Raw genomic sequence first — 25,546 nt, 5'->3', positions numbered from 1 at the left:
GCCATCCAACCATCGCTTCGCGAACATTCAAAAACGGTGAAAGTTACAGGGCGTTGCTTGGCCTGCGATAGCCAAGAGATTCAGCATCAGCCCAGTTTCCGAAACGACACAGACCGGTTTCCGCAAAGGGAATCAGCCTGCATTCTCTCGTTGGTAGAACTGTTTTTTCAGGTCAGTTTGGCGACTGCCTGTTCCAAAACCTTCAACCCGGCCACCAGATCCGACTCGGTAGTGTTTTCCGCAAAGTCGTGACTGATACCGTCAATCGATGGCACGAACAGCATTGCAACTGGCATCAGCCGCGAAACATTGGTGGCGTCGTGCAATGCCCCTGACGGCATCCGCCGCCACTTTCCGGGCGCCACTGCTTCGGCTCCGACCTCCAGCGCCTGCTGCAAACGTTTGTCCATGGCGACAGGCTCAAGCCCCAGCATTTGCCCGAAATGCAGATCAACGCCCCTTTTGGCGGAAACCTCCTGCGCGGTCTCGCGGATAATGTGTTCCATCCGGCCCAAGCGCTCGGCCTCGCTGTCCCGCCACTGCATGGAAAACCGTACCTGTCCGGGTACGATAGACGATGCGTTTGGATGAACAGACACATGCCCGATGGTCCAGACCGTGCGTGGCGTGACCACATTCCGGAAACGCTCATTGATAAGAGCGGTGAACTCGCCCAGCGCCTGAAAGGCATCCCTACGCAGATGCATAGGGGTGGTCCCCGCATGGTTTTGCTGCCCGTCAAACCGGATCGTCATGTCCCGAATGCCGACGATATCTGTCACGACACCTATCTGATCACCTTCGGCATCCAGCGTGGGACCTTGTTCAATGTGCATTTCGACAAAGCCGGTAAAGCGGTCGGGTTCAACAAATCCGGACTCGAGTTCGCCCATAGCTGCCCGGGCGGCCCCCAGTGTGACACCGGCATGATCCGTCAATTCATCGGCCTCAGACAAAGACAGCTGCCCGGACCATATTGCAGACCCCGTTGTCACGCCAAAACGACCCTCTTCGTCCTGAAAACTGACAACTGACACGGGGCGATCAGCCGAACGCGCCACTTCCAATGCGGCAATCACACCCAGCGCACCATCAAGCCAGCCCCCCTCTGGCTGACTGTCGGAATGCGAACCCAACAGGAGCGACGGCCCATCTGCCAAGCCAAAGAGGTTGCCGACCGTATCGAAATGCGCGTTCAGCCCGGCCTCTTCCATACGTCCTGCCAGCCACTTTCGCGCGTCAATATCCGCCTCGGAATAGGCGGGACGAACGACGCCCTTGCCAACGCCTGACGCGCCAAAGCTTCGCAGCTGATGCAGGTCCGCAAGAAACCGTTCTTCATTCACTGCCATGGCTGCCTCCTGTTATCGGGTCATTTTCAAGATATTACCGTCAGCCCCATCAACAAGATGCCCGGACGCAACGGCGCAGGTTTTCGCACGAATGGCGTCCGACACCTCTGGCCCCCAACCGAAACCTCCCCTAAGAGTTCCCGCAAGAGGAGCGGCCCATGTCCCACATCACACTAATCCGTCACGGCCAGGCCAACACCGAAGCGCGTGACGAGGAAAGCTATGACAAACTGAGCGAACTGGGTCATCAGCAGGCGCGCTGGCTGGGTACGCATTTGCACGAAACCCGCGCTCATCATAACCGCGTGTACTGCGGAACGCTTGTCCGCCATGGCGAAACCGCCCAAAGCATGGGATTATCGCAGCCCATAAAAGACCCACGACTGAACGAAGTGGAATATTTTGCGCTTGCCCAGTTGTTTCAGGAACAGCACGGTGTTCCGATCCCGGAAGACCGCGAAGGATTTGTCGAACACCTGCCAATGACATTCGAAGCCTGGGCAAGAGGTGAAATCCAAAATCCGCCGGAAACCTTTGCCGAATTCGAAGCGCGGGTTTCAGACGCCTTGCGCGAGATCGGCACCGAAGGCGGACCCGCCATCGTCGTGACATCCGGCGGCCTGATCTCGATGGTGGTGCGCCAGGCGATGGGACTGGACATACAGGCGATGGCACGCGTCGCCCTTGCCATCATGAACACGTCGATGCATCGTCTGTACCCGATTGGCACACATCTCAGCCCCGTGCTGTTCAACGCCGTCCCGCATCTGGAAGCACCAGAGCGGCAATACGCGCAGACCCATCTCTGACGGAGTTTTCGATGCAACTCTTCTATGCCCCGCGAACTATTTCAATCGCCGTAGCAATCGCACTGGAAGAGGCCGGTCTGGACTATGAAACTGTTCGGGTCGATTTTGCCAGCGCCGAACAGACGAAACCGGCTTACAAACAGATCAACCCCAAAGGGCGCGTACCGGCGCTGGTGGTTGACGGTGGAATCCTGACAGAAACCGGGGCTCTGCTGGATTTTGTTGCCGCCGCCGCACCCGAGGCGCGCCTGATCCCGGAAGACGCCGTAATGGCCGCGCGGATGCGTGAGGTGATGTATTATCTCGCCTCTACAATGCATGTGAATCACGCACATAAACTTCGCGGCGCACGCTGGGCCGACAAAAAGCCAAGCTGGAAAGACATGACGGCCAAGGTCCCGCAGACAATGACCGCCTCGTGCAAATATATCGAGGCGAACGGTTTGCGCGGCCCCTTCGTGCTGGGCGAGAGGTTCAGCCTGGCCGATCCCTACCTTTATGTGGTCTGCAGCTGGCTGGAAGGCGACGGTGTGGACGTTTCGGCCTTTCCCAAAATCCTCGCGTTCCGTGCTGCGATGGAAACACGCCCTTCGGTACAGGCGGTCAAAGCCGCCGGTATGCTCTGACAAAAGGAAACACTATGACACATCTCTGGGTCCGGGCAGAGCAACGCCCGAACGAGGATCGGGTCGGCCTGACGCCTTTCGGGGCAGAACAACTTATCTCGGCCGGTATCCGCGTGACTGTCGAAGAAAGCTCATCCCGCGCCATTCCGATTGAAGGATATGCCAATGCGGGTTGCGAAATTGCGGCCGAGAACAGCTGGCCACATGCCCCGCTGAACGCGATCATATTCGGCCTCAAGGAACTGCCCGAGGATGGCACCCCGCTGCCGCACAGCCACATCATGTTCGGGCACGCCTTCAAGGGCCAGCACTCGGGCCGCGCCTTGCTCGAGCGGTTCAGGACCGGTGGCGGCACATTGTACGACCTTGAGTATCTGGTTGATACAACCGGCCGCCGGGTGGCCGCATTTGGATATTGGGCCGGGTATGCAGGCGCTGCAGTCACACTCAAGACGTGGGCAGCGCAGCAAAGAGGGGAGCAGTGCCCTCCAGTCGGCGTTTACCCCAGCAAGGATACGCTCAACGCTGAACTGTCGGCCGAGCTTGACGTCGCAGGATCGCGCCCCCGCGCCATAGTCATCGGTGCCCTTGGCCGTGTCGGAACAGGTGCGGCGGATCTGTGCGAGTTCATGGGCGTCGAGGTCACCAAATGGGACATGGACGAAACCGCAAATGGCGGCCCCTTCCCCGAAATTCTTGAACACGATGTCTTCCTGAACTGCATCTTTGCCCGCCCGGGAACGCCCGTTTTCGTCCCGCGCGAGGCGCTGAACGCACCCCGGAAACTGACCGCGATCGGTGACGTGGCCTGCGATCCGGACAGCGACTACAACCCGATACCCGTCTATGACCGGGCTACCTCGTGGGAAAAACCGGCCCTGCGCGTCGCCACCGACCCGGTGCTCGACGTCATCGCCATCGACAACCTGCCGTCTATGCTGCCGGTCGAAAGCTCCGAGGATTATGCCGCGCAACTGCTGCCTTCGTTGCTGCGACTGACCGAGATCGACAGTGGCGTCTGGGAGCGGGCCAAAGAGACATTCAAAACTCATATGGAAGAAGGAACTGACCGATGACCATTCACTGGTGTGGTACCGGCCTGTCGGCCATTCCCGGACTGCGCCGCCTTATCGAGGCCGGGCAGCCCGTCATTGTCTGGAACCGGACCGTCGAGAAAGCAAAGGACGAAGTTGGTGATCTGACGGATGATATCCGCGCTTTCGATATCGACGTTCTGGCCGGCGTTCTGAAAAAGGGCGACGTTATCGTGTCTATGCTGCCGGGCGACTGGCACGTACCGCTGGCCGAGCTTGCGATCTCGAAAGGGGCGAATTTCGTTTCCTCATCCTATATCGCGCCTGAAATGCGGGCGCTGGATGACAAGGCGCGCGAGGCGGGTGTGGCGCTGGTCAACGAGGTCGGCCTGGACCCGGGCATCGACCACCTGATGGCCCACGCACTGGTGGACGACTACCGTGCCTCATCTGCGTTTGACGCCCAAAATCATCTGAGCTTCATCTCGTATTGCGGCGGAATTCCCAAGAACCCCAATCCGTTCCGGTACAAGTTCAGCTGGTCTCCGCTGGGCGTGTTGAAAGCGCTCCGGTCTCCATCGCGGTCGATCCGCGATTACGCACCGCTGGACGTAGCGCGGCCATGGGATGCGATCAGCAGCTATATCGCGCCCTTGCCGACACCGGAAAGTTTCGAGGTTTATCCGAACCGCGACTCGATCCCTTTCAAGGACCAATATCATTTCGAAGACCATTGGCCGGTCAAAGAGTTTGTCCGCGGCACCCTGCGCCTGAACGGCTGGGCCGACGCGTGGTCGGATGTGTTCGAGGAAATCGAGACACTCTCAGGGCCCGAAGGCGATGCGCGGCTCAAGGAGATGTCCGATCAGTTCTGGGCCGAGAACGCCTATGACGAGGGCGAGCCGGATCGCGTTGTTCTGTGCGTCGGGCTGAAGGCCGAGAAAGACGGCCAAGAGGTCTGGCACAAGACCTACGTCATGGATGCCTGGGGCGATGAACGCGGTACCGCTATGGCGCGTCTGGTGTCGATCCCGGTTTCACTGGCGGTTGAGGCGGTTCTGAACCGTGCCATTCCGGCAGGCGTTCATGCGGCGCCGAGCGATCCCAAATTGGTGTCGGGCTGGATGGGAGAGATCGACAAGCTGGCGCAGCATTTGCAGGTTGTGGATCATCTGGCGTAACAGGGTCAGTTGCCCGACCTTGAATGACCCGCCAGGGCAATCTGCTGATCTGACGCCTGAATTTGCAGAAGCCACTCCGCCGTTTCCGGAGTGGCTTCTGGGATCGCAACTTCAGCAATCCGCGTTCCCCTGTCAGACCGACATCGATTGCTTTCACTGCAGAGTTCAGATGTATCGTGCAATCGTATCCTCGATATCACTTCGATTGATACCAAGTTCTGAGAGCTCGCTATCCGACAGGCGATTCAGTTCGTGCGCCGCACCAACTATTTCCCCTTTGATCGCCTGAATTTTCATTGCCTGATCAAACAGCAACAGAGTGCTGGCAGACGCATTGGAACCTTTGAAACCGTCCACGTCAAACATCGTGTTCCTCCTTGAAAACTGATACCTTGCGTTACTGCCGAAGCGGCTGGTGATGATAAACACTGTCGTAGGCACGCCGTTTTATCTGATCACGCGGCAGGCCTATGTCCTGCAATTGCTCATCGCTGAGATTTTCGAGTTCCCGCACGGTTCTTGAAAAAATCCGGCGGCGAAAGTGTTCGACATTGGCTTCGACATAGTCGGAATACAAACCTGCGAAGACACCGGTCTGATTTTGGATTGCTGATGCGTGTTGCATTTGAAACTCCATCCAATTTCTGAACGTTGTGTTGCTCTGATTTCAGATAAAGGGTCGGCGTGTTAACCTTGTTGGAACAGAAGATTAAAGTTTGTTTAGTAAAATAACCTGAAGTTATGACTGGTGCTTGACTGCGTTTGGGATCAGACAGCTCAAAGCCTGCACCGACGATCCCGGCGGAGGTTTATGCGGCTTTGAGCGGAGATTGGTGTCCGTTGGATGGGCGAAGTCGACAAGCTGGCGAAGCATATGCGGATCGTGGATCAACTGGCGTTGCACAGCCATCTGATATGCCCCTTCCCGTCCCTGAATGGAAGGGGGCCGTCAGTTCACATGCGTATAAGCCAGATCCACCAGATTTCGCCGCAGTTCCGGGCCGTAAAGGTATTCTGCCGCGAACTTGCGTTCTTCGGCATCAAAACGCCCTCCGTCGGGGAAATCGAACACCCCGCCTGAGACGCAATCCAAAACACGGCTGTCCACGATCAGTCGGCCTGCGGCTTCTGCAGGCTTCCGTCCTTCAATCTCTCCGGCAGGTCCAATATATATCATATGCACGATCGCAGATGCACGCCGTTCCTCTTGGGTAAAAAAGTCGTCCAACGTATCATGCTCTGACGAGTTAAGGAGATCCTCCACAAGTTTGGGATATTGCGCGCCCCACTTTGCAATCGCATCCGTGCAACCAAGTTCGGGATAGCCAGCACGTCTTTCTGGAAACAAGGGTGGACATTCCGGTCCGGCGTACCTGCAGGCCGCAAGAAAACCCCTTTTGCTGAACTCGTCCATCGGATTAATCCGCAGAGCGTCGCCAAAGGTCAGCGCTGCCAAGCGGTACTCTTTGGACCGAAGTTGATATTCGCCACGAAAATTTAATACCCAGAGTTTCTCGGGATAGGTTTCGACAAGATTTGCAATGTAGTTCTCCATCTCATCAAACCGTTCCATGACCCGAAGCAGCTTTGCCTTTTGTTTCTGGGCGTAGTCATCTTTCGGTGCCACTTCCAACGCGCGGTCCGTGGCTTCCAGAGCAGCGGGGTAGTCTTTCAGATTTGCCAGAACAAAACCCTTCAACGACCAGGATGCATGACCCACGGGGTCAATCCGGGTGCCAGCTTCGGCGTCCCTCAAAGCGTTCGGCCAGTCCTTGAGCGCAATATAGGCCCGGCTTCGGTTTCGATACATCAAAGCCAGATCTTCATCGTTGAGAGGCCATTGTGCAATGACATCATCGCAGGCCACGATGGCCGCATGCGAGTCGGGGCCGGGGATTTTGCAGATATCAAACACGGCATAAAATTCTGCGGTGCGCTGCTGCTGCAAATACACCCAGCCCAACGAGGCGGCGGCCACAAGAACGGCCACCGCTCGGGTCAGGAATCTAATTTGGGTATCGCTGCCTGAAAGTTGATTTGAGCTCATGAAAACAACCAGAAGTAAGAACTCACGCAGAGTTCGCACTTTGGCTTAGAGCTGTCCATCGGAATAAACCGTGCACTCTGTTTGGGTGATCTGATTACATCAGATCGTTTTCGACGTCCTCGGCCGATATACCCAGTGCATCCAACCCGTTTTCCAGATGGTCCGACAGGTGTGGCGTTCCGATCAGATAGTCGGCGCAGGGGGTCGAGGCCTCGGACCTCGCAGTGGCGATGGCCTCGGCCAAATCTTCGGCGAAAAAGCTCTCGCGACCGATCCACATGATCGCAACCAATTCAGCCTGCTCATCCTCGCTCATGCGATCTACGAATGCGCGCAATTCGCCTTCGGCCCGGTCCAGTTCGCGCCCCATCATGGCGACCTGAGCAACCTTTCTTGCCGAGATTTCCAGCATTCTCCAAACTCCTCCGTCCGCTGTTCGAGCTTATCACAATCATCCCGGGCAGCGCCCGTCTTTGATCTTACGCAAACAAACGGTGATGGTGCGCAGAGTTACCGGCAAGTGGTGCAACCCGACCCCGATCGGGGTCATCCCCGGCTCACATCCGGTTTACGCGGGACTGGTGGCCGCCGGAAACCAGCACCCTTCAGCCACAATCTGAACGCCTGCCAATGGATCAACCCCAAAACGCGGCGCGCGCCCAAGGGGCGTCTCAGCATAGACCAAAGGATCGTTTTGTTGGTCAGTGGACGACGACGCCCAGCGAGAGTGGCAATCAATCCGCCCTTTTCGCGCCCGTAGTCGATCCAAACGCCAACGCGATCCTCCCGGTAGTCAAAACGGAACGTATAACCACCCGTCCGCGGCTGAAACGGGGATACGTGCAACTGCTTCTGCGCTGTCAGTCGGTCCGATGGCGCAATCCGGGACAGGTCAGGTTTGTGGCAGACATAGCTGTGGCGGGTGCCGTACGTATTCGTGACCTCAACCACCACCGCATAGAACGTGCCTGCCTCATCAAAACAAAACCAGAAGCTGACGGGATTAAAAACATGGCCCAGAACACGCGGCTGAGTCAGCAGCGACAACCGCGCAGGTTGTGGCAACTGAAATTCTGCAAACCTGTCGCGTACCCACATGGCCCCGCGCCCCATTCCGGGCGGGCCACCATGGTCACGATCGCGGACGCCGGTCAGATTTGCCCGATTGCGCGAGAACAACATAGGCGCGCTTTGGTCAAGCTCGGGGTCAAGCAATACGTAATCCACCGAATAGCGAAATCCGTTTTCAATCGTCCCCTTTCGCCCGTGATAGGTATGGGCGGCGATATGATCGACACTGCTCATTCCGCTGCCATCCGTGCCGCATCAGAGCGATTGATCCCTTCGGCAACATCAACCGCGCTAGCCAACCCGTCCTCGTGAAAACCGTGCCGCATCCACGCTCCGCAAAACCACGTTGAATTCGCTCCATTGAACTGCCTGATCTCCTCCTGCGCATTCAGGGCCGCAAGATCAAAAACCGGATGGCGGAACACGGCCTCGTCGTAAATCAGGTCTTCCCGAATGCGGCGGCGCGAGTTTAGGGTTACGAACATCGGATCGTCATCCGGTATCGGTTGCAGCGAGTTCATCCAGTAGGTGATATCGACGCGTGTGGAATCGGGGTGGGCATCCTCGGTATGCACCCAACTGGCCCAACATCTGCGACGGCGCGGCATCACGGACGGATCCGCGTGCAATACCACATCATTGGGCTGATATCGGATTGCGCCAAGGGCCGCGCTTTCCTGTGGTGTCGGATCGGAAAGAAGCGAAAGCGTGTCATCGGAATGCGTGGCAAATACGATCAGGTCGAACCGCTCCCACTCGCCCCCTTGCGCCTTCACCTGAGGTCCGTCAGCCATCCTGCGGACGCCGTCGATTGGCGCCCCCAGCCGAAGATCGACCTGCTTTTCCCGCAACACGGTTTCCATGCGCCTCACATACTCGATCGAACCGCCCTGCACCGTGTACCACTGATGATCCTGACGGGCGTCCAGCAAAAGATGATTGTCGAAAAACCTGATCATCGCATGTGCGGGGAAATCCAGGATCTTCTCCTTAGGGGTTGACCAGATCGCACCTGAAAACGGCTCAAGGTAATATGAGCGAAACCATTCTCCGGTTCCCAGATGATCCAGGAGTTCGCGTACTGTGATTGAACGGTCGTCAATGAAATCGACGGCACGGCTGTTGAACAGAAACAAATCCCGCAACATACGTAAAAATCGAGGCTGGACCAGATTTCGGCGCTGCGCAAACAGGGCATTCGCGCTGGACAGTGAATACTCCACGGCCCCGCCCCGCGCGGAGACACCAAAGCTCATATTGCTTTCGACAATCGGCACCTCTAGGCGATCAAACAACCGAACAAGATTTGGGTAAGTCGCCTTGTTGAACACGATAAACCCGGTATCAACGGGCTGATCGCCCCGTTTTCCCGCCACTTTGGTTCGGGCATGGCCACCAAGTCTTGGCGCGGCTTCAAACAGGGTCACCTGATTGGTGTCCGCCAAGAGGTTTGCAGCACCCATCCCGGAAATACCGCCGCCAATGACTGCGATTCTTCGTGGCGCCCCGGACATCTGGTCAAATGTCATTCCGTTCTCCGACTATCTTTACCAACAATTACGCAGATGAATGAAATCCGGATGACTTTTTTTACCGAACCAACTGATCCGGTTTGGGGGATCGTGCGTATTAGGTTTATGTTTACCGAGATGGACCCCGCAGATGAGATCCAGCCGGCCGAAGTTGAGGCCGGGTGTTTTCGATGTGAACACAGACCGAAACAGACCGGCAAGGCTTTGGTGAACAAAAGAAGTAACAATAAGGACACGCAAGGCGAATGGGTGGTTCATGTTCTGCGCATTCGGGACGCGCAGGACAAGGCGGCCTTTGCAGAGCTGTTTCGCCATTTCGCCCCGCGGGTCAAAGCGTTTCTGATCCGTTCGGGATCAGATGCGGCACTAGCCGAAGAGTGCGCGCAGGAGGTTATGGCGACCTTGTGGCACAAGGCCCATCTTTTTGATCCAGCCCGCGCGTCCGTGGCCACATGGGTCTTTACCATCGCGCGCAACAAAAGAATTGACGCGTTGCGAAAACAACGCCGCCCCGAGCCCGAGGATTTGTACTGGGGGCCCGAGGCTGAACCGGAACAGGAAGCAGTGATATCGCTGCAACAGGAAACCGTGCAGTTGCGCAGTGCCATGAAAGGCCTGCCGGACGCACAAAGGGAGTTGATCGAAAAGGCCTATTTCGGCGATCTGAGCCATCGCGAAATTGCCGCCCAGACGGGTTTGCCGCTGGGCACGATCAAATCCCGGATCAGACTGGCGCTGGATCGCCTGCGTCACGCGATGAGTTGAGTACAAGATGATGAACGAAAATATCAAACACCACCTGACAGACGATTTACTGATGGCCTATGCGGCCGGCGCCTTGCCCGAAGCGTTCAACCTTATGGTGGCGACGCATGTATCCCTGTGTGACCACTGCCGCGCCCGTGTTGAAAGCTATGATGCCGTTGGAGGCTGCGTGCTGGAAGAACAGAACGCCACGGAAAGCCTGAGCAACGATGCCCTTGCCGCCACTCTGGCGCTGATTGAAAAAGGTCCGCCACAGCCCAAGCCAACTCAGGCAACTTGTGACGTGTTGCCTGCCCCACTTCAGGATTACGTGGGCGGCAGAGTCGGCGATATCCGCTGGAAATCAATTGGCATGGGCGTAAAGCAATCCATTTTGCCAACGTCGAAAGATGCCTCGGCCCGGCTTTTGTTCATCCCTGCCGGGGCTGCGGTGCCGGATCATGGCCATCGCGGCATCGAGTTGACAATGGTCCTGCAGGGCGCTTTTTCAGATGAGGTTGATCATTTCGCCCGTGGCGACGTGGAAATCGCCGATCAGGAATTGGAGCACACGCCGGTGGCCGACATTTCCGAAGATTGCATCTGCCTTGCAGTCACCGACGCGCCGTTGAAGTTCAACAGCCTGATACCGCGGCTGGTGCAACCTTTCCTTCGGATCTGAATGCGCTGCTAGGTCTTGCTCAACGGGACCACATTTGCGGCCTCGTCCGGGGCCAGTTCCTCGAAGTCAAAATTGTCCAGCCTCTGCGCCCTGCGGCCTGCCTTTTCAGCGCTGATCTTGATCTCCGAGATATCCTTGGCTGCCTGACCAAAGTGACGGTCCAGATTGGCAACCCGATCTCCCAGACGTTCGACGTCCTTGTGCAGCAGGCCCAATTCCTTGCGAATTGCTCCGGCCTGCTCGCGCATCCGTGCGTCTTTAAGGATCGCGCGCATGGTGTTCAGCGTCGCCATGCAGGTGGTCGGGGATACGATCCAGACGCGTTTGGCAAAACTCTCCTGCACCAGTTCTGGGAACTTCGCATGCAATTCGGCATAGACCGCTTCGGACGGCAGAAACAGCAACGCCCCATCAGCGGTTTCACCATCAAGGATATATTTCTCGGAAATGTCGGTGATGTGCTTACGTACAGTACTGCGGAACATCTGGACCGCTGATTTCAACTCCATGTCATTCGTGGCGCCGATCAGAGCCTCATACGCCTCCAGCGGGAACTTGCTGTCGATCACAATTGGTCCCGGCGGGTTTGGCAGATGGATCAGACAATCCGCCCGCTTGCCGTTCGACAATGTCGCCTGCAGCGAATAGCTGTCCGATGGCAGCGCCTTGGACACGATGTCGTTCAACTGAATTTCGCCAAACGCGCCGCGCGTCTGCTTGTTCGACAGGATATCCTGCAGCGACAGAACATCACCCGACAATTTGGTTATGTTGTCCTGCGCCTTGTCGATGGTTGCCAGCCGCTCCTGCAGTTGTGTCAACGAAGTCGCGGTCTGTTTCGACGACCCATGCAGGGTTTCCTTCATCCGTTCCTGCATCTCGGCCAGAGCACGGGTGGATCTCATCGCATTGTCGGCAAGCCGGTCGTTCATCTGCTGCTGTACTGAGGACAGGCGCGCCTCGACCGTCTGGATTACCTGCACCTGCGCGTTGGCCTGAGTGTCCGAGACATGTTGCAAACCGCCGCGCAGCTGCTCCTGCCCCTGCCCCAATTGCTGAACATGCTGACCCAGATGGGCGAGTTGCTGCGACAACGGCGCTGCCATCCGTGCGGACCGGTTTGCCGCGCGCAACGACAGAAACAGCAGGAACAACACCAAAATCATCAGCCCCGCCCCAACCAGACCGGCCAGAACGAGCGGATCGCTCAGAGAATATTGTGTGCCTGCAATCTCAATCATCTCAATCCACGTGTTCTTGTTTTGTTTCTTTCCGTATACCCCTTGGGCACCGCGGGATCAACTGCGCCCGAACAGCCGCTCGATATCGCTCAGCTTCAGTTCCACATATGTCGGCCGCCCGTGGTTGCACTGCCCGGAGTGGGGCGTCGCCTCCATCTCGCGCAGCAAGGCGTTCATCTCTTCGGCGCGCATCCGGCGTCCTGATCTGACCGAGCCATGGCAGGCCACCCGACTGAGGATCGCTTCGATGCGGGCCTGCACAGTCTGGCTTTCACCCTGATCAGACAATTCGTCCAGAATGTCGTGAATCATCGCAGCCGCATCAACTTCGCCCAGAATTGCCGGGGTTTCACGCACCGCTACCGCACCGCCCCCGAACGGCTCGATGGTCAGGCCGAGACCGGTCAGATCGCTGGCAACTTCCATCAGGCGCGCGCAGTCACCCTCGGACAGCTCCACAATCTCGGGGATCAGCAGCGCCTGTGCCGCAACACCGTTATCCGCCATCTGGCGTTTGAGCTTTTCATAGACCAGCCGTTCATGCGCCGCGTGCTGATCAACGATCACCATGCCATCCGCGGTTTGTGCAATGATGTAATTTTCATGCACCTGCCCACGAGCCGCGCCAAGCGGCAGGTGCTCGGCAGGCTTCGGAGAATCTTGCACTTCTGGCTCTTGCTGCACCTCGGGTTCAACAACACTGCCGCTATAGTCCCTCGCGATTTCGGCAAAACCCGGGGACTGTGCCTGAAACGCTGTCCGACGCGCCGCCTGCGACGGGCGGTCCATCTGATACACACGCGCAGGTTCGGTTTTGTCCTGCTCAGGTCGCATCGCCCCCAATGTCGCCCCCGCAACCGTAGTAGACGCACGATGGCCCGCATCCGCCAATGCGTGCCGCAAGGCAGAAACGATCAGGCCTCGTGCGACACCCGGGTCGCGAAACCGCACCTCGGATTTTGCCGGGTGCACATTCACATCGACCAGCATGGGATCGCAGTCGATAAACAAGGCCGCCGCCGGGTGCCGGTCACGGCTGAGGAAATCGAAGTAGGCCGCCCGTAACGCTCCGGTCAACATCTTGTCCCGTACGGGCCGCCCGTTGACAAACAGGTACTGCGCAACAGCCGCGCCCCGCGAATAGGTCGGAAGCGCCGCATACCCGAAAAGTCGCACATCTTCCCGCGTGGCATCGATCCTCAGGGCATTCTCGGCGAATTCTCGGCCAAGTATCCGCGCCAGTCGGGCGTGAAGCGCGTCAAACAGGTCTCCGTTTTCCCGATCAGCCCGGAAAACCACGCGTCCCTCACCCCCGCCCGAAACATCGCGCAGGGTGAACGTGATCGCCGGTTCCGACATCGCCAGTCTCTTGACGGTATCGGTTATGGCCTGTGACTCGGCCCGGTCCGTTCGCATGAACTTGAGCCGCGCCGGCGTGGCAAAGAACAGATCGCGCAGTTCGACAATCGTACCCGCCCGCAAAGCTGCAGGTTTCACCGGTTCGATTTTACCACCGGAGACGTGGATCATGGCCGCCTCGCCTCCGGGGACACGGCTTGTGATCGTCAAACGCCCCACTGCGCCAAGCGAGGGCAGCGCCTCACCCCGGAACCCGAACGTATGGATGTTCAACAAATCCGACCCGTCGATCTTTGACGTCGCATGACGGGCCAGCGCCAGCGGCAAGTCGTCAGGCGCGATGCCGCAGCCGTCGTCAGTGACACGAATAAGCGTCTTGCCACCGCCGGATATATCGATGGAAATCCGGGACGCCCCGGCATCGATGGCGTTTTCAACCAGTTCCTTAACGGCAGAAGCCGGGCGTTCAACCACTTCACCCGCTGCAATGCGGTTGATCGCGGTCTCGTCGAGTTGGCGAATGACCGGACGATCTTCGCGGATATTGGGGTTTGCCTGCGCCATACCTCAATACCTAGCATGGCCAGCTACGATTCTGCCACCGGTTTGATTGGCATGATCAGGTCAGAAAGATACACCAGAATCGTTTCGTCCGGCTAATCCCGTGGGCCAACCTGATCGGTTGGTATCCGCGTGCTGGACTGGCCGGACGAACGTTGGTGAGTGGTGGTCATCCAATTGGTTATGTCGCAACACGTAGCATAGACGTGTTTCCAAATCAGCCAGAGCGCAAGCGATGTGTGATTTGAGCGATGTTCAGCCGATGCCCCGCAAAAGACAGTGGCAGGAAAGCGCCAAGTCAAGACTGAATTGGCGCCCCTGCACGAGTCCGGCATGGCCCGAAAATCGCCGTCAATGCGAGTATCAGGCCCGACATGGTTGCGATCATACCGGCCGCGCTGACGGCCTCGGCGCCACCCAGCCAGATCGGGCCATACCCTGCCAGAACATATCCGGAAACGGCAGAGGCAACAGCAAAACCGATACTCCAGATAATCTGCGCCTCCAGACGATTGGTCATCATCCGGGCAGCCGCCGGCGGGCAAATGAACATCGCAATAACGATGATCGAACCTACGGCATCAAAGGCGGCAACTGCGGCAACTGCTGCGGTCACGACCAGTGCCATACCCAGCATATTGGTCCGGATGCCGATAGTGCGGGCGAACCCCTCGTCAAAGGTGGAAATCTTGAGCGGACGCCAGAACAGCCAGGTGAAAAGGCTTACACCCACAAGTGCCAGTGCCATCCGGGGCAATTCTGCTGGCAAACCGGCCAGTGCCTCGGGATCAAGCAGTGAAGACCAGCCGGTTGCATCCAGCCAGATCAGGCTTTCAAGATTGCCATAAAGCGCGTGTTCGACATCCAGATGCACAGTCGATGTGTCGGTCTGCTCCAACAGCAGAACGCCAGCGGCGAACATCGTGGTGAATACCACACCCATCGCGGCGCCCGGCTCGATCTGACCCAGACGGCGCACCGCCTCGATCAGAACAACCGCCAGAACGGCCGCCCCGGCAGCGCCCAGCATCATCGGCCAAGTGGAAATGGCACCCGTCAGCAGAAACGCGACCACGATGCCGGGCAGCACCACGTGGCTGATGGCATCCCCGATCAGGGCCTGTTTGCGCAAGACCAGAAAATTCCCCGGCAAAGCGCATGCGATGGCTGCGAAAACGCCGATCAAAAGCGGTGTCAGTGAAAGGGGTACAAATTCTTCACCGCTCATGGCCGAACCTCTTGTGGGCCACCGATCCGGCGGTCGATTTCATCGATCTGATCACGGGTCAGCACCGTTTCGATATCGCGAAGCCCGTCGTAAAGCGCCGCTGCGGCTTCGTGCGCCTGATCAGCGCGAACGATTTCCCAGCGATTTTCGTCGCGCAGAGCCTTGGCCGCGCGTGCCTTGCCCGCCTCGGTCACAACCCCATCGGCACGCACCAGACCGGCGCGGCGCAGCAGGCGAAGGGTTAGCGGCTCATAAATCTGCTGACCTTGCGCCAATGCCAAAAGCCCCTGCCGCATGTGGACGCGACGCTGGAACCGCAGGTGGCGCAAGACTGCGGCCAATACACCTCGCACCGGCGCAAAGAACAACGACAGCGCGAAAAAGGCAAAGCTGACAAGGACGATGATGGGGCCCGTAGGCAGATTCGGGGCCGAAGCTGACAGCGCCGCCCCAAGATACCCGGCCAGCCCACCGGCAAGACCACTAAGCAAGACCACGCGATCCGACCTCTCGGACCAGAACCGGGCCGTCACGGGTGGAATGATCAGCAAGGCGACGATCAGGATCAACCCTACGATCTTGAGGCCGACGACAGTGACCGCCATGACAAGCCCCATCATCGCCAGATCGATGCGCCCGACCGGCAGCCCGCGTGCCGCTGCGTATTCCGGGTCGAACGCCACCAGCATCATCGGACGGCGAATGATCATGACCAGCGCCAGCGTTGCCGCCCCGCCAAACGCGATGATCAGCGCATCCGCCCATAGCATCCCTGCGGTCGATCCCAGCAGGAAACCCTCCAGTCCTGCCTGACGACCGGACCCCATGGTCTGGATAATTGTCAGAAGGACAACACCGAACCCAAAGAACACAGACAGAACCGCACCGATGGCGGCATCTTCGGCCAGCCGCGTGCGGTTGGTCAGCCAGTTCATGCATAACAGGCCTACCCAGGCCGAGATGGCCGACCCGGCGAGCAAACCGATCAGGTTGCGCCCGTCTGCGCCCAAGGCAACCATGGCCATGAAGGCGATACAAACCCCCGGCAAGGTCGCATGGCTGATCGCATCGCTGACCAAAGCGCGCTTGCGCAGGAACAGAAATGTGCCCGTCACGCCAGCGGAAACACCCAGCAATGTCGCACCAATGGCAACCAGCGTGGCGTTATAGCCAAGCTGAAGAGTCAGAGCATCCCAAAGCATGAATTATCCCAAGGCGCGGGAAATCTGATCGATCTGCGCCGTCGCCAGCCGCCCTCCATAAGCAGCCTGCAAAGTTTCGGCTGTGAAGGCATCGGCGACCGCGCCTTCGGCAACCTTACGCGTGTTGATCAAAAATACGTGGTCGAAATAGTCGGTCACGGTGGCAAGGTCATGGTGAACCACCACTACGGTTTTGCCGGCCTGTTTCAACGATTTCAAAACTGCGATGATCGCCTTTTCCGTGGCCGCATCGACGCCCGCAAACGGTTCATCCAGAAGATAGAGATCGGCGTCCTGCGCCAACGCCCGAGCCAGAAAGACCCGCTGTTGCTGTCCCCCCGACAATTGTCCGATCTGACGATCCGCGAAATCGTGCATGCCGACCCGATTGAGGCAATCCATCGCCTTGGCCACGTGGCGCGCACGAACCCGCCCCAACAGACCCAATTCATGATTGAGCCCCATAAGAACCACATCCAGAACGCGCGTCGGGAAATCCCAGTCAACGCTTGCACGCTGCGGTACATAGGCAATCTGACGTCGCTGTTCATCCAGCGGCTTGCCAAACACTGTGATCTGACCCGAAAGCGGTTTGACGATCCCCAGCGCCGCCTTGAGCATTGTGGATTTACCAGCCCCGTTCGGCCCGATGATCGCCGTCATCGCGCCCGGCTGTACAGTCATATCCACCGAGAACACGGCGGGCTTTTGACCGTATGACACCGTCAGCCCCCGAATACACAGCGGGCTTTGTCCCGGTTCGTCCTTGGAAAGGACAGTACCTTCGCTGGCCGCAAGCTCAATCATTCCTCAAAACCCCGCCGAAAGCTTGCTGTCCATGCCCCGCGCAGGAACATCGGCCCCTAGAGCACCCGCAATCACGGTGAAATTGTGATCCAGCATGCCTAGATAGGTGCCTTCATACGTGCCCGGCTCACCCATCGCGTCCGAGAACAGTTCGCCACCGACACCGACCTTGTGCCCTCTGGAAGCTGCGCCTTCGATCAGAGCCCGCATCGAGCGGTCAGAGACCGAGCTTTCTACAAATACCGCAGTCAACTTGCGATCAACCAAAGTGTCGACCAGAGCTCCGATGCGATTCAGTCCGGCCTCGGACTGTGTTGATATTCCCTGAATACCCAGCACCTCGAAGCCGAAATCCTGCCCGAAATACCCAAAGGCATCGTGGGCCGTAACCAGAACGCGGCTTTCTTCGGGAACCTCGGACAATACGCTATTTGCATAATTCACCAGACGGTCGATATCGGCCAGATGCCGTTCAGCATTGGCAGCGAAGGCATCCGCAGCCTCAGGTCGCGCCTCGGTCAGGGCCTTTTGCACTTCGACAACCACATCGCGCCACAAAACCGGGCTCATCCATACATGCGGATCGTATTTGTCGGCGTAATCATCGTGGGCGCGCAGTTTGGATTTGTCGACACCCTCGGCCACCGCGACAACGTTCCGCTTCCGCCCTAGGTCGTGAAAGAACTCTTCCATCTGCGCCTCAAGATAGAGGCCATGCCACAGAACCAGATCGGCGCGGGTCATCGCCACGATATCGGTGCGGGTCTGGCGATAGGCATGCGGGTCGACGCCCGGCCCCATCAAGCCCTTGACCTCGACCTGATCACCCCCGACCTGACGCGCGGCGTCGGCGATCATGCCCGTGGTCGCGACCACTTTCAGTGGTGCCTCGGCCCAAGCCGTCAGTGGCAATGCAGCCGCAAAAGCAAGCGCTGCAATAAAGCTGCGACGAATCATTTCCGACCCCTTTTCGGTATCTCTTGAGAATGAATATGCGAACCATTCGCAACTAAGTCAACGCTATTGCGAATTATTCGCAAAAAAACACTCAATTTGTCCAAATGGTCAAAAATTTCCCTCATTGGGAACGGGTGCACCTTCCATTCCTGTGTCTCACGTGCGATTTTGGCGCAAACCTCCCAAAGGAAGCGATGATGGAAACGCAGAGCCTTGAACGCACCGCGCATCTGCCGCAAGTGACCGAGCCCAGAAACCCCGGAATGGCCCTTGATCTGGACTGGGTGCGCGCCGTGCAGGCCAACACCTCGGCGATCGAGCGCCGCGCCGCGACCCTGCCCGGTCGGCGGTCAGTGAAAAAAGATTATCAGGCGGCGTGGCTGCTAAAGGCGATCACCATGATCGACCTGACCACCCTGTCGGGTGATGACACGGTGGGACGCGTACGCCGCCTGTGCGCCAAGGCGCGCCAACCGGTTGCGTCGTCCGTTCTGCAGGCGTTGGACATGCCGCCGATCACCACCGGGGCCGTCTGCGTCTATCACGACATGATCGAAACCGCCGTCGAGGCGCTGAAGGGCACTGGTATTCCCGTTGCTGCGGTATCCACCGGATTTCCGGCGGGCCTGTCGCCATTTCACCTGCGCGTGGCCGAGATCGAGGAAAGCGTAAAGGCCGGGGCCGAGGAAATCGACATCGTGATCTCGCGCCGCCATGTGCTGTCCGGCGACTGGCAGGCCCTGTACGATGAGATGAAGGCGTTCCGCGTCGCCTGCGGGGATGCACATGTCAAAGCCATCCTTGCCACCGGGGAACTGGGCAGCCTGCGTAATGTCGCGCGCGCCTCTCTGGTCTGCATGATGGCGGGCGCCGATTTCATCAAGACCTCGACTGGCAAGGAAAGCGTCAACGCCACTTTGCCAGTGTCACTGGTGATGATCAGGGCGATCCGCGACTTCTATGATCGCACCGGATATCGGGTTGGCTACAAGCCTGCGGGTGGGATCTCCAAGGCCAAGGACGCGCTTGTCTACCTGTCGCTGATCAAGGACGAACTGGGCGACCGCTGGTTGGAACCGGACCTGTTCCGCTTTGGTGCGTCGTCACTGCTGGGCGATATCGAACGGCAGTTGGAACACTATGTCACCGGGTCCTACTCGGCTGGCTACCGTCACTCCATGGGCTGAGGACAAGAACAATGACAGTCAAAGAGATTTTCGAAACCATGGATTACGGCCCTGCCCCCGAAAGCGCTGCCGAGGCCTTGGCCTGGCTGGTCGATCAGGGCGACAAGTTCGGTCACTATATCGACGGTGCCTTCACTAAACCTGGCAAAGGGTTCGAAAGCCGCAACCCAGCGACCGGAGAGGTTCTAGCTAAGCTGACGCAGGCGAAACAGGCTGATGTGGACGCTGCCGTCGCCGCTGCCCGCAAGGCGCAGCCTAAGTGGGAGAAGCTGGGCGGCGCAGGTCGTGCGCGGTACCTCTATGCCATTGCACGGTTGCTTCAGAAGCATTCGCGCTTGTTCGCGGTGCTCGAAAGCCTCGACAACGGCAAGCCGATCCGTGAATCGCGCGACATCGACATCCCCCTGGTGCAGCGGCATTTCTATTACCACGCAGGCATGGCCCAGCTGATGGAAAGCGAAATGCCCGATGCTGAGGCACTGGGTGTCTGTGGTCAGATCGTGCCGTGGAATTTCCCCCTGCTGATGCTGGCGTGGAAAATCGCCCCGGCGATCGCAATGGGCAACACGGTAATTCTGAAACCGGCCGAGTACACCTCGCTGACCGCGTTGCTGTTTGCCGATATCTGTTCGCAAGCCGGACTGCCTAAAGGCGTGGTAAACATTGTCACCGGCGATGGTGCGGTGGGTGAGATGATCGTGGCCTCGGACGTGGACAAGATCGCCTTCACCGGCTCGACCATTGTGGGCCGTCGTATCCGCGAGGCAACCGCTGGCTCGGGCAAAGAGCTGACGCTGGAGCTGGGTGGCAAGTCTGCCTACATCGTCTTTGACGACGCCGATATCGATTCAGCCATCGAAGGTCTGGTCGATGCGATCTGGTTCAATCAGGGTCAGGTCTGCTGTGCGGGCTCGCGCCTGCTGGTTCAGGAAGGTATTGCCGACCGGTTCCACGAAAAACTGCGCGCGCGGATGGATAAGCTGCGCGTGGGAGACCCGCTGGATAAATGCATCGACGTGGGCGCAGTTGTGGACCCGGTCCAGTTGCAGACCATCAAGGGTATGGTCGAAAGCAACACGGTCGGCCACGTGCATCAGGCGGCGTGCGAACTGCCCGCGAATGGCTGCTACTACCCGCCGACCCTAATCTCGGGGCTCGAAACCTCGGACCCGTTGATGCAGGAAGAGATTTTTGGCCCGGTGCTGGTGTCGTCCACCTTCCGCACCCCGGAAGAGGCGGTGGAGCTGGCCAACAACACCCGTTACGGGCTGGCCGCGACGGTCTGGACCGAAAATGTGAACCTCGCGCTGGATATCGCACCCAAGCTGGTTGCGGGCGTAGTTTGGGTGAACGCCACCAACCTGTTCGATGCCGCTGCTGGTTTCGGCGGTGTGCGCGAAAGCGGTTTTGGCCGTGAAGGCGGCTGGGAAGGGCTGATGGCCTACACCAAGCCCAAGGGCAAGGCCAAGCCGCTGTCAAAGGTCGAAGCGGTCACTGGCGAAGGTGCACCGATCGACCCGATTGACCGCACTGCCAAGATGTATGTCGGCGGCAAGCAGGCGCGGCCTGATAGCGGTTACTCGAAACCCGTCTGGGGCAAATCCGGCCTGCTGGGTCATGTGGGTCTTGCCAACCGCAAGGATGTCCGCAACGCGGTTGAGGCTGCGGCGGGGGCCAAGGGCTGGTCCAAGACCACCGGCCACTTGCGGGCGCAGATCCTTTATTACATCGGCGAAAACCTCTCGGCCCGCGCCGATGAATTTGCCACACGCATCGACGCCATGACCGGCAAGAAGGACGGCGCGAAAGAGGTCGAAGCCTCGATCCAGCGTCTGTTCACAGCTGCCGCCTGGGCCGATAAATATGACGGTCAGGTGCATGGCGTGCCGATCCGAGGTGTCGCCATCGCCATGAAGGAACCAGTGGGTGTAATCGGCGCGCTTTGCGCGGATGAGGCACCTCTGCTGGGTCTGGTCTCGGCCATGGCCCCGGCAATCGCGATGGGCAACCGGGTGGTTCTGGCGGCATCCGAGCCTTACCCACTGGCGGCGACCGACTTCTACCAGATCCTCGAAACCTCGGACGTTCCTGCGGGCGTGGTCAACATCCTGACCGGCAGCCACGCGGAACTGGCGAAACCGCTGGCTTCGCACCTGAACGTTGATGCGGTCTGGTCGTTCTCCTCTACCGACCTATCGCAGGAGATCGAGGTCGTCTCGGCCGGGAACCTGAAGCGCACCTGGGTCAATAACGCAACGTCCTTTGACTGGGGCGTGGACCACAGCAAACGCTTCCTTCAGGCTGCGACCGAAATCAAGAACATCTGGGTGCCCTACGGAGAGTAGGGCTCCCGCTTCAGGGAGGCCTACATGAATTTTTCAGACGAGTTTGCGGGCAAGGCCGTAATCGTGATCGGCGGCACCAGTGGTATCAACCGCGGCATTGCCGAGGCCTTTGCGGCCTCGGGTGCCAGAGTGGCCGTCGCAAGCCGATCTCAGGAGAAGGTCGACGATACTGTCGCGGCACTCAGCGCAGCAGGCGCAGCCGAAGCAATCGGTGTGGCATTCGACGTGCGCGACCCCGATGCTGTGGCGGAAGGTCTGAAGCAGTTTCACGATGCATTCGGTGATATCGACATCCTTGTTTCGGGCGCCGCGGGTAACTTTCCGGCTTTGGCCGCGGACATGTCCGTCAATGCGTTCAAAACCGTGATCGACATTGACCTGATGGGAACCATCCACGTGATGAAGGGGGCTTACCCCTACCTCAAGCGTCCGGGCGCCAGCATCATCAACATTTCGGCCCCGCAATCCTATCTGCCTTACGAGGGGCAGGCCCATGTTTGCGCCGCCAAGGCAGGTGTCGATCAGATCACCCGCACGCTGTCGATGGAATGGGGCATCGAAGGCATACGCGTGAACTCGGTCGTTCCCGGTTTCATCGAAGGTACCGAAGGGGCCAAACGACTGGCCCCGACCGAACAGGCCGAGCAGATGTTTCGAGCGGACGTGCCTCTTGGGCGCTGGGGTACCACAGATGATGTCGCGAATGCCTGCCTGTTCCTCGGGTCGGATATGGCCAGCTATATCAGTGGCACGGTACTGGCTGTTGACGGGGCACTTTATCAGCGCGGGTCCGGCCGGTTCGGTCAGATGATGGGACAGATGCTGCGCGGTATGAAAGGCAAAAGGGGTTGAGCAATGCTCAACCCCATCTAATCAGTTAGTTGTTTCCAGCCCCTCTGGCTTGCCCACAACCGTGAAATGCAACCCCTCCGGGTCCAGCAATTCCTTTGCGACCCGGTTTGCATCTTCCAGCGTCACCGCGTTCACCTTGTCGTTCCGGGTCGCGATATAGTCGATGGGCAGACCCTGCATCTGCATCCCCACCATAATCCCTGCAATCTGGCCATTGCCGTCAAACCGCAAGGGATAGGCACCGGTCAGATACGTTTTGGCATCCTGCAGTTCCTGTTCTGTCACGCCCTCGCTGGCTGCGCGTTCCCATTCGCTGCGGATGACATCGATTGCCTCTGCAATCCGGCCGTTGGCTGACGACACCGAACCAAGATAGACCGAGGCGAGATCCTTGGGCACGAGATAGGAATAGACTCCATAGGTCAGCCCGCGCTTTTCCCGAACCTCCTGCATCAGACGGCTTTCAAACCCGCCTCCACCCAAGATGTGATTCAGCAGATATGCCGCAAAGAAATCTGGATCGTCGCGGTCGATACCTTGTTGAGAAAACAAGGCGACCGACTGTGGAGTGTCAAATTCGACCACGCTGACGCCGCCCGGAATATTGACCTCGGCCTTGCCAGGGATCGGCTTGCCGGTCTCGGGCAGGTCCGCCAGCAGCTTGTCCAGCAACGCGCCGAGTTCTTCCGGAGTAATGTCGCCAACCGCGCCGACATATAGACGGTCTTTGGCAAAGACACTGTCATACGCCTCAACAATGTCATCGCGGGTCAGTGCGGAAACGCTTTCTATCGTGCCCTTCCCGTCCGACGCATAGGGATGGTCACCATAAGCCATTCGGGCAAAATTCAGCCCGGCAATGTCATTGGGGTCAGTTTCATCGGATTTCAGCCCCGACAGGACCTGAGCGCGCACCCGGTCGACCGCATCCTGATCAAAGCGCGGTTCATGGATCGTCGTGCGCAGCAGATCGACCACTTCATCGCGGTTCTCGGTCAAAAACTGCGCAGAAATCGCCAGCGAATCGTCCGTTGCCTTGTACCGGAACGAGGCAGCCAGAGACTCAAGCTTGCGCGTGTAAGCCCGGGCATCCATGTCGCCTGCGCCTTCCTCGATCAGTCCGCTCATCAGATAGACAGCGCCCCGCTTGTCCGGATCATCCAGAGAGGTGCCGCCGCGAAAGCGGATTTCCAGCGCGGTGAAAGGGATCGAGTGTTCTTCGACCAGCCAAGCCTTGATACCACCGGGGGATGTCACTTCCTGAATCTCGACCTCAGCCCAGACAGGCAGTGCCAGAAAAAACGCGATCAGGGTTGTGAAGAAGGTTTTCATTGGGTCACCTCGTCATCACGCATCAGCCAACCTGTGACCGATCCTTCGGGCTGCAACACCTCGCGGGCGGCGGCGATAATTTCCTCTCCGGTCACGGCCTGCAGGATTTCGGGCCATGCCTGAACGTCCTCAACCGTCAAACCGCTGGTCAGGGCCTGACCGTACCGGTTTCCGATGCCGTCCACGTTGTCGCGCGCATAAACCTGTGCCGCGCGCAGCTGCATCTTGATCCGGTCAAGGTCTTCCTGCCTTACGCCTTCGGCTATGAAATCAGCTACGGCCTGATCCATGGCCTCCTCGGCCTCTTGCAGGGAAACACCCTCGGCCGGAACGATAATCAGATCAAAGGTCGTATCATCCAGCGAAACACCGCGATAGAACGCCCCGGTATAGACCGCTGTCTGATTATCGAATTGCAGCTTTTCATTCAGATACGACGTCGTCCCGCCGCCCAGCAGTTCCGCAAGAAGAAACAAGGCGGCAGCCTTCTCCTGCTCGCCGGCGTCCCGTTCCGGCGCCAGATAGCTGCGCTGAACATAAGGCTGCGCGACGCGCGGGTCCTTATAGGTCAGGCGCCGTTCCGCCGTCTGAGGTGGCTCTTGTGAGCGCACACGCTCTGGCAGATCAGGGTTTGCAGGAATAACGCCATAATATTCCTCGGCCAGCGCCTTTACCTCTTGCGGGTCGACGTCACCGGTGACGACGAGAATTGCATTATTGGGGGAATAGTAGGTCTGGTAGAAGGATAACGCATCCTCCATATCCAGCTCTTCCATCTCGTGTTTCCAGCCGATGATCGGCACGCCATAGCGGTGGTTGAGATATTGAGCGGCATTCATCTGCTCGCCAAACAGGGCGCGGGGATTGTTTTCGGTACGCTGGTTGCGCTCTTCCAGAATTACATCGCGTTCCGTTGCGATATCGCCTTCGGTCAGGCGGATGTTGCGCATCCTGTCCGACTCCATCCGCATCATCAGCGCCAGACGGTCAGCAGCAACACGTTGATAATACGCGGTGTAGTCATAAGACGTGAACGCGTTGTCGTTCCCCCCATTGGCCGCAACGGTGGCCGAAAACTCGCCCGGTGCCAGCGTGTCGGTCCCTTTGAACAGCAGATGTTCAAGGAAATGTGCCACACCAGACGAACCTACAGGTTCATCCGCCGAGCCCGCCCGGTACCAGACCATATGCTGCACCACCGGTGCGCGGTGATCTTCGACCACCACGACGTCCATACCGTTGTCCAGCGTAAAGGTTGTCACCGCTTCCTGCCCGTCCAGGGCAAAAAGCGGAGTGGCGGTAAGCAGGGCGGCTGACAATGCCAAAGCCCGGACCATGCGGCGTCCTCCGTTTCGTTTCAACAGTCAACCTACGGCGCAGGCGCGCGGGATCAAGAG

Annotated in this window: 24 protein-coding genes; 9 read left to right on the top strand and 15 right to left on the bottom strand. The window is 58.6% G+C overall.

The annotated features are described in order from the left end of the window. Positions 1 to 167: 167 nt before the first annotated feature. Positions 168 to 1,352: a Zn-dependent hydrolase gene (locus ACR0D6_RS15755; RefSeq protein ID WP_480766175.1), complete on the bottom strand. Its 1,185-nt coding sequence runs from the start codon at positions 1,350 to 1,352 to the stop codon at positions 168 to 170. Positions 1,353 to 1,510: 158 nt separating this feature from the next. On the opposite strand from ACR0D6_RS15755, the gene ACR0D6_RS15750 reads away from it, so the two are divergent. The 4 genes from ACR0D6_RS15750 to ACR0D6_RS15735 are packed head-to-tail and all read left to right on the top strand — an operon-like array spanning position 1,511 to position 5,002. After that, positions 1,511 to 2,161 (top strand): histidine phosphatase family protein, encoded by a 651-nt coding sequence (locus tag ACR0D6_RS15750; RefSeq protein WP_480766174.1) that lies wholly within the window; start codon positions 1,511 to 1,513, stop codon positions 2,159 to 2,161. 11 nt (positions 2,162 to 2,172) lie between these two features. After that, complete coding sequence (locus tag ACR0D6_RS15745; RefSeq protein ID WP_480766173.1) at positions 2,173 to 2,787, top strand: glutathione S-transferase family protein; 615 nt, start codon at positions 2,173 to 2,175, stop codon at positions 2,785 to 2,787. A gap of 14 nt (positions 2,788 to 2,801) precedes the next feature. Then, positions 2,802 to 3,863, top strand: a complete 1,062-nt coding sequence (locus ACR0D6_RS15740) for a saccharopine dehydrogenase (protein ID WP_480766172.1) — start codon at positions 2,802 to 2,804, stop codon at positions 3,861 to 3,863. After that, complete coding sequence (locus ACR0D6_RS15735) at positions 3,860 to 5,002, top strand: saccharopine dehydrogenase C-terminal domain-containing protein (RefSeq protein ID WP_170655847.1); 1,143 nt, start codon at positions 3,860 to 3,862, stop codon at positions 5,000 to 5,002. The genes ACR0D6_RS15740 and ACR0D6_RS15735 overlap by 4 nt, the downstream gene beginning before the upstream one ends. 165 nt (positions 5,003 to 5,167) lie before the next feature. Here ACR0D6_RS15735 and ACR0D6_RS15730 read toward each other — a convergent pair whose 3' ends face one another. The 6 genes from ACR0D6_RS15730 to ACR0D6_RS15705 all read right to left on the bottom strand — a co-directional run bounded on the left by ACR0D6_RS15730 (position 5,168) and on the right by ACR0D6_RS15705 (position 9,649). Beyond that, positions 5,168 to 5,368 (bottom strand): DUF1127 domain-containing protein, encoded by a 201-nt coding sequence (locus tag ACR0D6_RS15730; protein ID WP_170655849.1) that lies wholly within the window; start codon positions 5,366 to 5,368, stop codon positions 5,168 to 5,170. Between the two features lie 31 nt (positions 5,369 to 5,399). Then, on the bottom strand, positions 5,400 to 5,639 hold the full coding sequence (locus tag ACR0D6_RS15725) for a DUF1127 domain-containing protein (protein ID WP_170655851.1): 240 nt from the start codon (positions 5,637 to 5,639) through the stop codon (positions 5,400 to 5,402). A gap of 312 nt (positions 5,640 to 5,951) precedes the next feature. After that, entirely contained in the window at positions 5,952 to 7,049 is a 1,098-nt protein-coding gene (locus ACR0D6_RS15720; protein WP_480766171.1) for a tetratricopeptide repeat protein, read from the bottom strand. Positions 7,050 to 7,143: 94 nt separating this feature from the next. Beyond that, positions 7,144 to 7,461, bottom strand: coding sequence for a DUF3775 domain-containing protein (locus tag ACR0D6_RS15715; protein WP_170655855.1), 318 nt, complete (start codon positions 7,459 to 7,461; stop codon positions 7,144 to 7,146). 134 nt (positions 7,462 to 7,595) lie between these two features. Further along, positions 7,596 to 8,354: a DUF1365 domain-containing protein gene (locus ACR0D6_RS15710; protein ID WP_170655857.1), complete on the bottom strand. Its 759-nt coding sequence runs from the start codon at positions 8,352 to 8,354 to the stop codon at positions 7,596 to 7,598. After that, on the bottom strand, positions 8,351 to 9,649 hold the full coding sequence (locus ACR0D6_RS15705) for an NAD(P)/FAD-dependent oxidoreductase (RefSeq protein ID WP_480766170.1): 1,299 nt from the start codon (positions 9,647 to 9,649) through the stop codon (positions 8,351 to 8,353). Before ACR0D6_RS15705 ends, ACR0D6_RS15710 begins: the two co-directional genes overlap by 4 nt. 108 nt (positions 9,650 to 9,757) lie before the next feature. Here ACR0D6_RS15705 and ACR0D6_RS15700 point away from each other — a divergent pair, with 108 nt between their 5' ends. Both ACR0D6_RS15700 and ACR0D6_RS15695 read left to right on the top strand, forming a co-directional pair. Continuing rightward, entirely contained in the window at positions 9,758 to 10,417 is a 660-nt protein-coding gene (locus ACR0D6_RS15700) for a sigma-70 family RNA polymerase sigma factor (RefSeq protein WP_480452459.1), read from the top strand. A 10-nt stretch (positions 10,418 to 10,427) separates the two neighbouring features. Continuing rightward, a complete protein-coding gene (locus ACR0D6_RS15695; protein WP_480766169.1) occupies positions 10,428 to 11,078 on the top strand; it encodes a ChrR family anti-sigma-E factor in 651 nt (216 codons plus the stop codon). Between the two features lie 8 nt (positions 11,079 to 11,086). Here ACR0D6_RS15695 and ACR0D6_RS15690 read toward each other — a convergent pair whose 3' ends face one another. From ACR0D6_RS15690 to ACR0D6_RS15665, 6 genes are all read right to left on the bottom strand, one after another. Continuing rightward, positions 11,087 to 12,319 (bottom strand): DNA recombination protein RmuC, encoded by a 1,233-nt coding sequence (locus ACR0D6_RS15690; protein WP_480766168.1) that lies wholly within the window; start codon positions 12,317 to 12,319, stop codon positions 11,087 to 11,089. A gap of 57 nt (positions 12,320 to 12,376) precedes the next feature. Further along, entirely contained in the window at positions 12,377 to 14,242 is a 1,866-nt protein-coding gene (gene mutL / locus ACR0D6_RS15685; RefSeq protein WP_480766167.1) for a DNA mismatch repair endonuclease MutL, read from the bottom strand. 295 nt (positions 14,243 to 14,537) lie between these two features. After that, entirely contained in the window at positions 14,538 to 15,467 is a 930-nt protein-coding gene (locus tag ACR0D6_RS15680) for a metal ABC transporter permease (protein ID WP_480766166.1), read from the bottom strand. Continuing rightward, complete coding sequence (locus ACR0D6_RS15675; protein WP_170655870.1) at positions 15,464 to 16,669, bottom strand: metal ABC transporter permease; 1,206 nt, start codon at positions 16,667 to 16,669, stop codon at positions 15,464 to 15,466. Before ACR0D6_RS15675 ends, ACR0D6_RS15680 begins: the two co-directional genes overlap by 4 nt. A 3-nt stretch (positions 16,670 to 16,672) precedes the next feature. After that, positions 16,673 to 17,476, bottom strand: a complete 804-nt coding sequence (locus ACR0D6_RS15670) for a metal ABC transporter ATP-binding protein (protein ID WP_480766165.1) — start codon at positions 17,474 to 17,476, stop codon at positions 16,673 to 16,675. A 3-nt stretch (positions 17,477 to 17,479) separates the two neighbouring features. After that, entirely contained in the window at positions 17,480 to 18,433 is a 954-nt protein-coding gene (locus ACR0D6_RS15665) for a metal ABC transporter solute-binding protein, Zn/Mn family (protein ID WP_480766164.1), read from the bottom strand. Between the two features lie 197 nt (positions 18,434 to 18,630). Here ACR0D6_RS15665 and deoC point away from each other — a divergent pair, with 197 nt between their 5' ends. From deoC to ACR0D6_RS15650, 3 genes are read left to right on the top strand one after another with little or no spacing between them, the layout of a single operon-like run. Continuing rightward, positions 18,631 to 19,620, top strand: a complete 990-nt coding sequence (gene deoC / locus ACR0D6_RS15660) for a deoxyribose-phosphate aldolase (RefSeq protein WP_170655876.1) — start codon at positions 18,631 to 18,633, stop codon at positions 19,618 to 19,620. Positions 19,621 to 19,631: 11 nt separating this feature from the next. Further along, complete coding sequence (locus ACR0D6_RS15655; protein WP_480766163.1) at positions 19,632 to 21,965, top strand: aldehyde dehydrogenase family protein; 2,334 nt, start codon at positions 19,632 to 19,634, stop codon at positions 21,963 to 21,965. A gap of 24 nt (positions 21,966 to 21,989) precedes the next feature. Beyond that, complete coding sequence (locus ACR0D6_RS15650) at positions 21,990 to 22,817, top strand: SDR family oxidoreductase (RefSeq protein WP_480766162.1); 828 nt, start codon at positions 21,990 to 21,992, stop codon at positions 22,815 to 22,817. Between the two features lie 21 nt (positions 22,818 to 22,838). Here the strand turns inward: ACR0D6_RS15650 and ACR0D6_RS15645 are convergent, their stop codons facing one another. After that, a complete protein-coding gene (locus tag ACR0D6_RS15645; RefSeq protein ID WP_480766161.1) occupies positions 22,839 to 24,149 on the bottom strand; it encodes a M16 family metallopeptidase in 1,311 nt (436 codons plus the stop codon). Beyond that, positions 24,146 to 25,486 carry a M16 family metallopeptidase gene (locus ACR0D6_RS15640; protein ID WP_170655884.1) on the bottom strand — a complete coding sequence of 447 codons (1,341 nt, stop codon included), beginning with the start codon at positions 25,484 to 25,486 and terminating at the stop codon, positions 24,146 to 24,148. The genes ACR0D6_RS15645 and ACR0D6_RS15640 overlap by 4 nt, the downstream gene beginning before the upstream one ends. Between the last annotated feature and the right edge of the window lie 60 nt (positions 25,487 to 25,546).

The sequence above is a fragment of the Ruegeria sp. BJ6 genome, from assembly GCF_056537885.1.
Note: the sequence above shows the minus strand (reverse complement) of the source record. Positions and strands in the feature narration are given on the sequence as shown.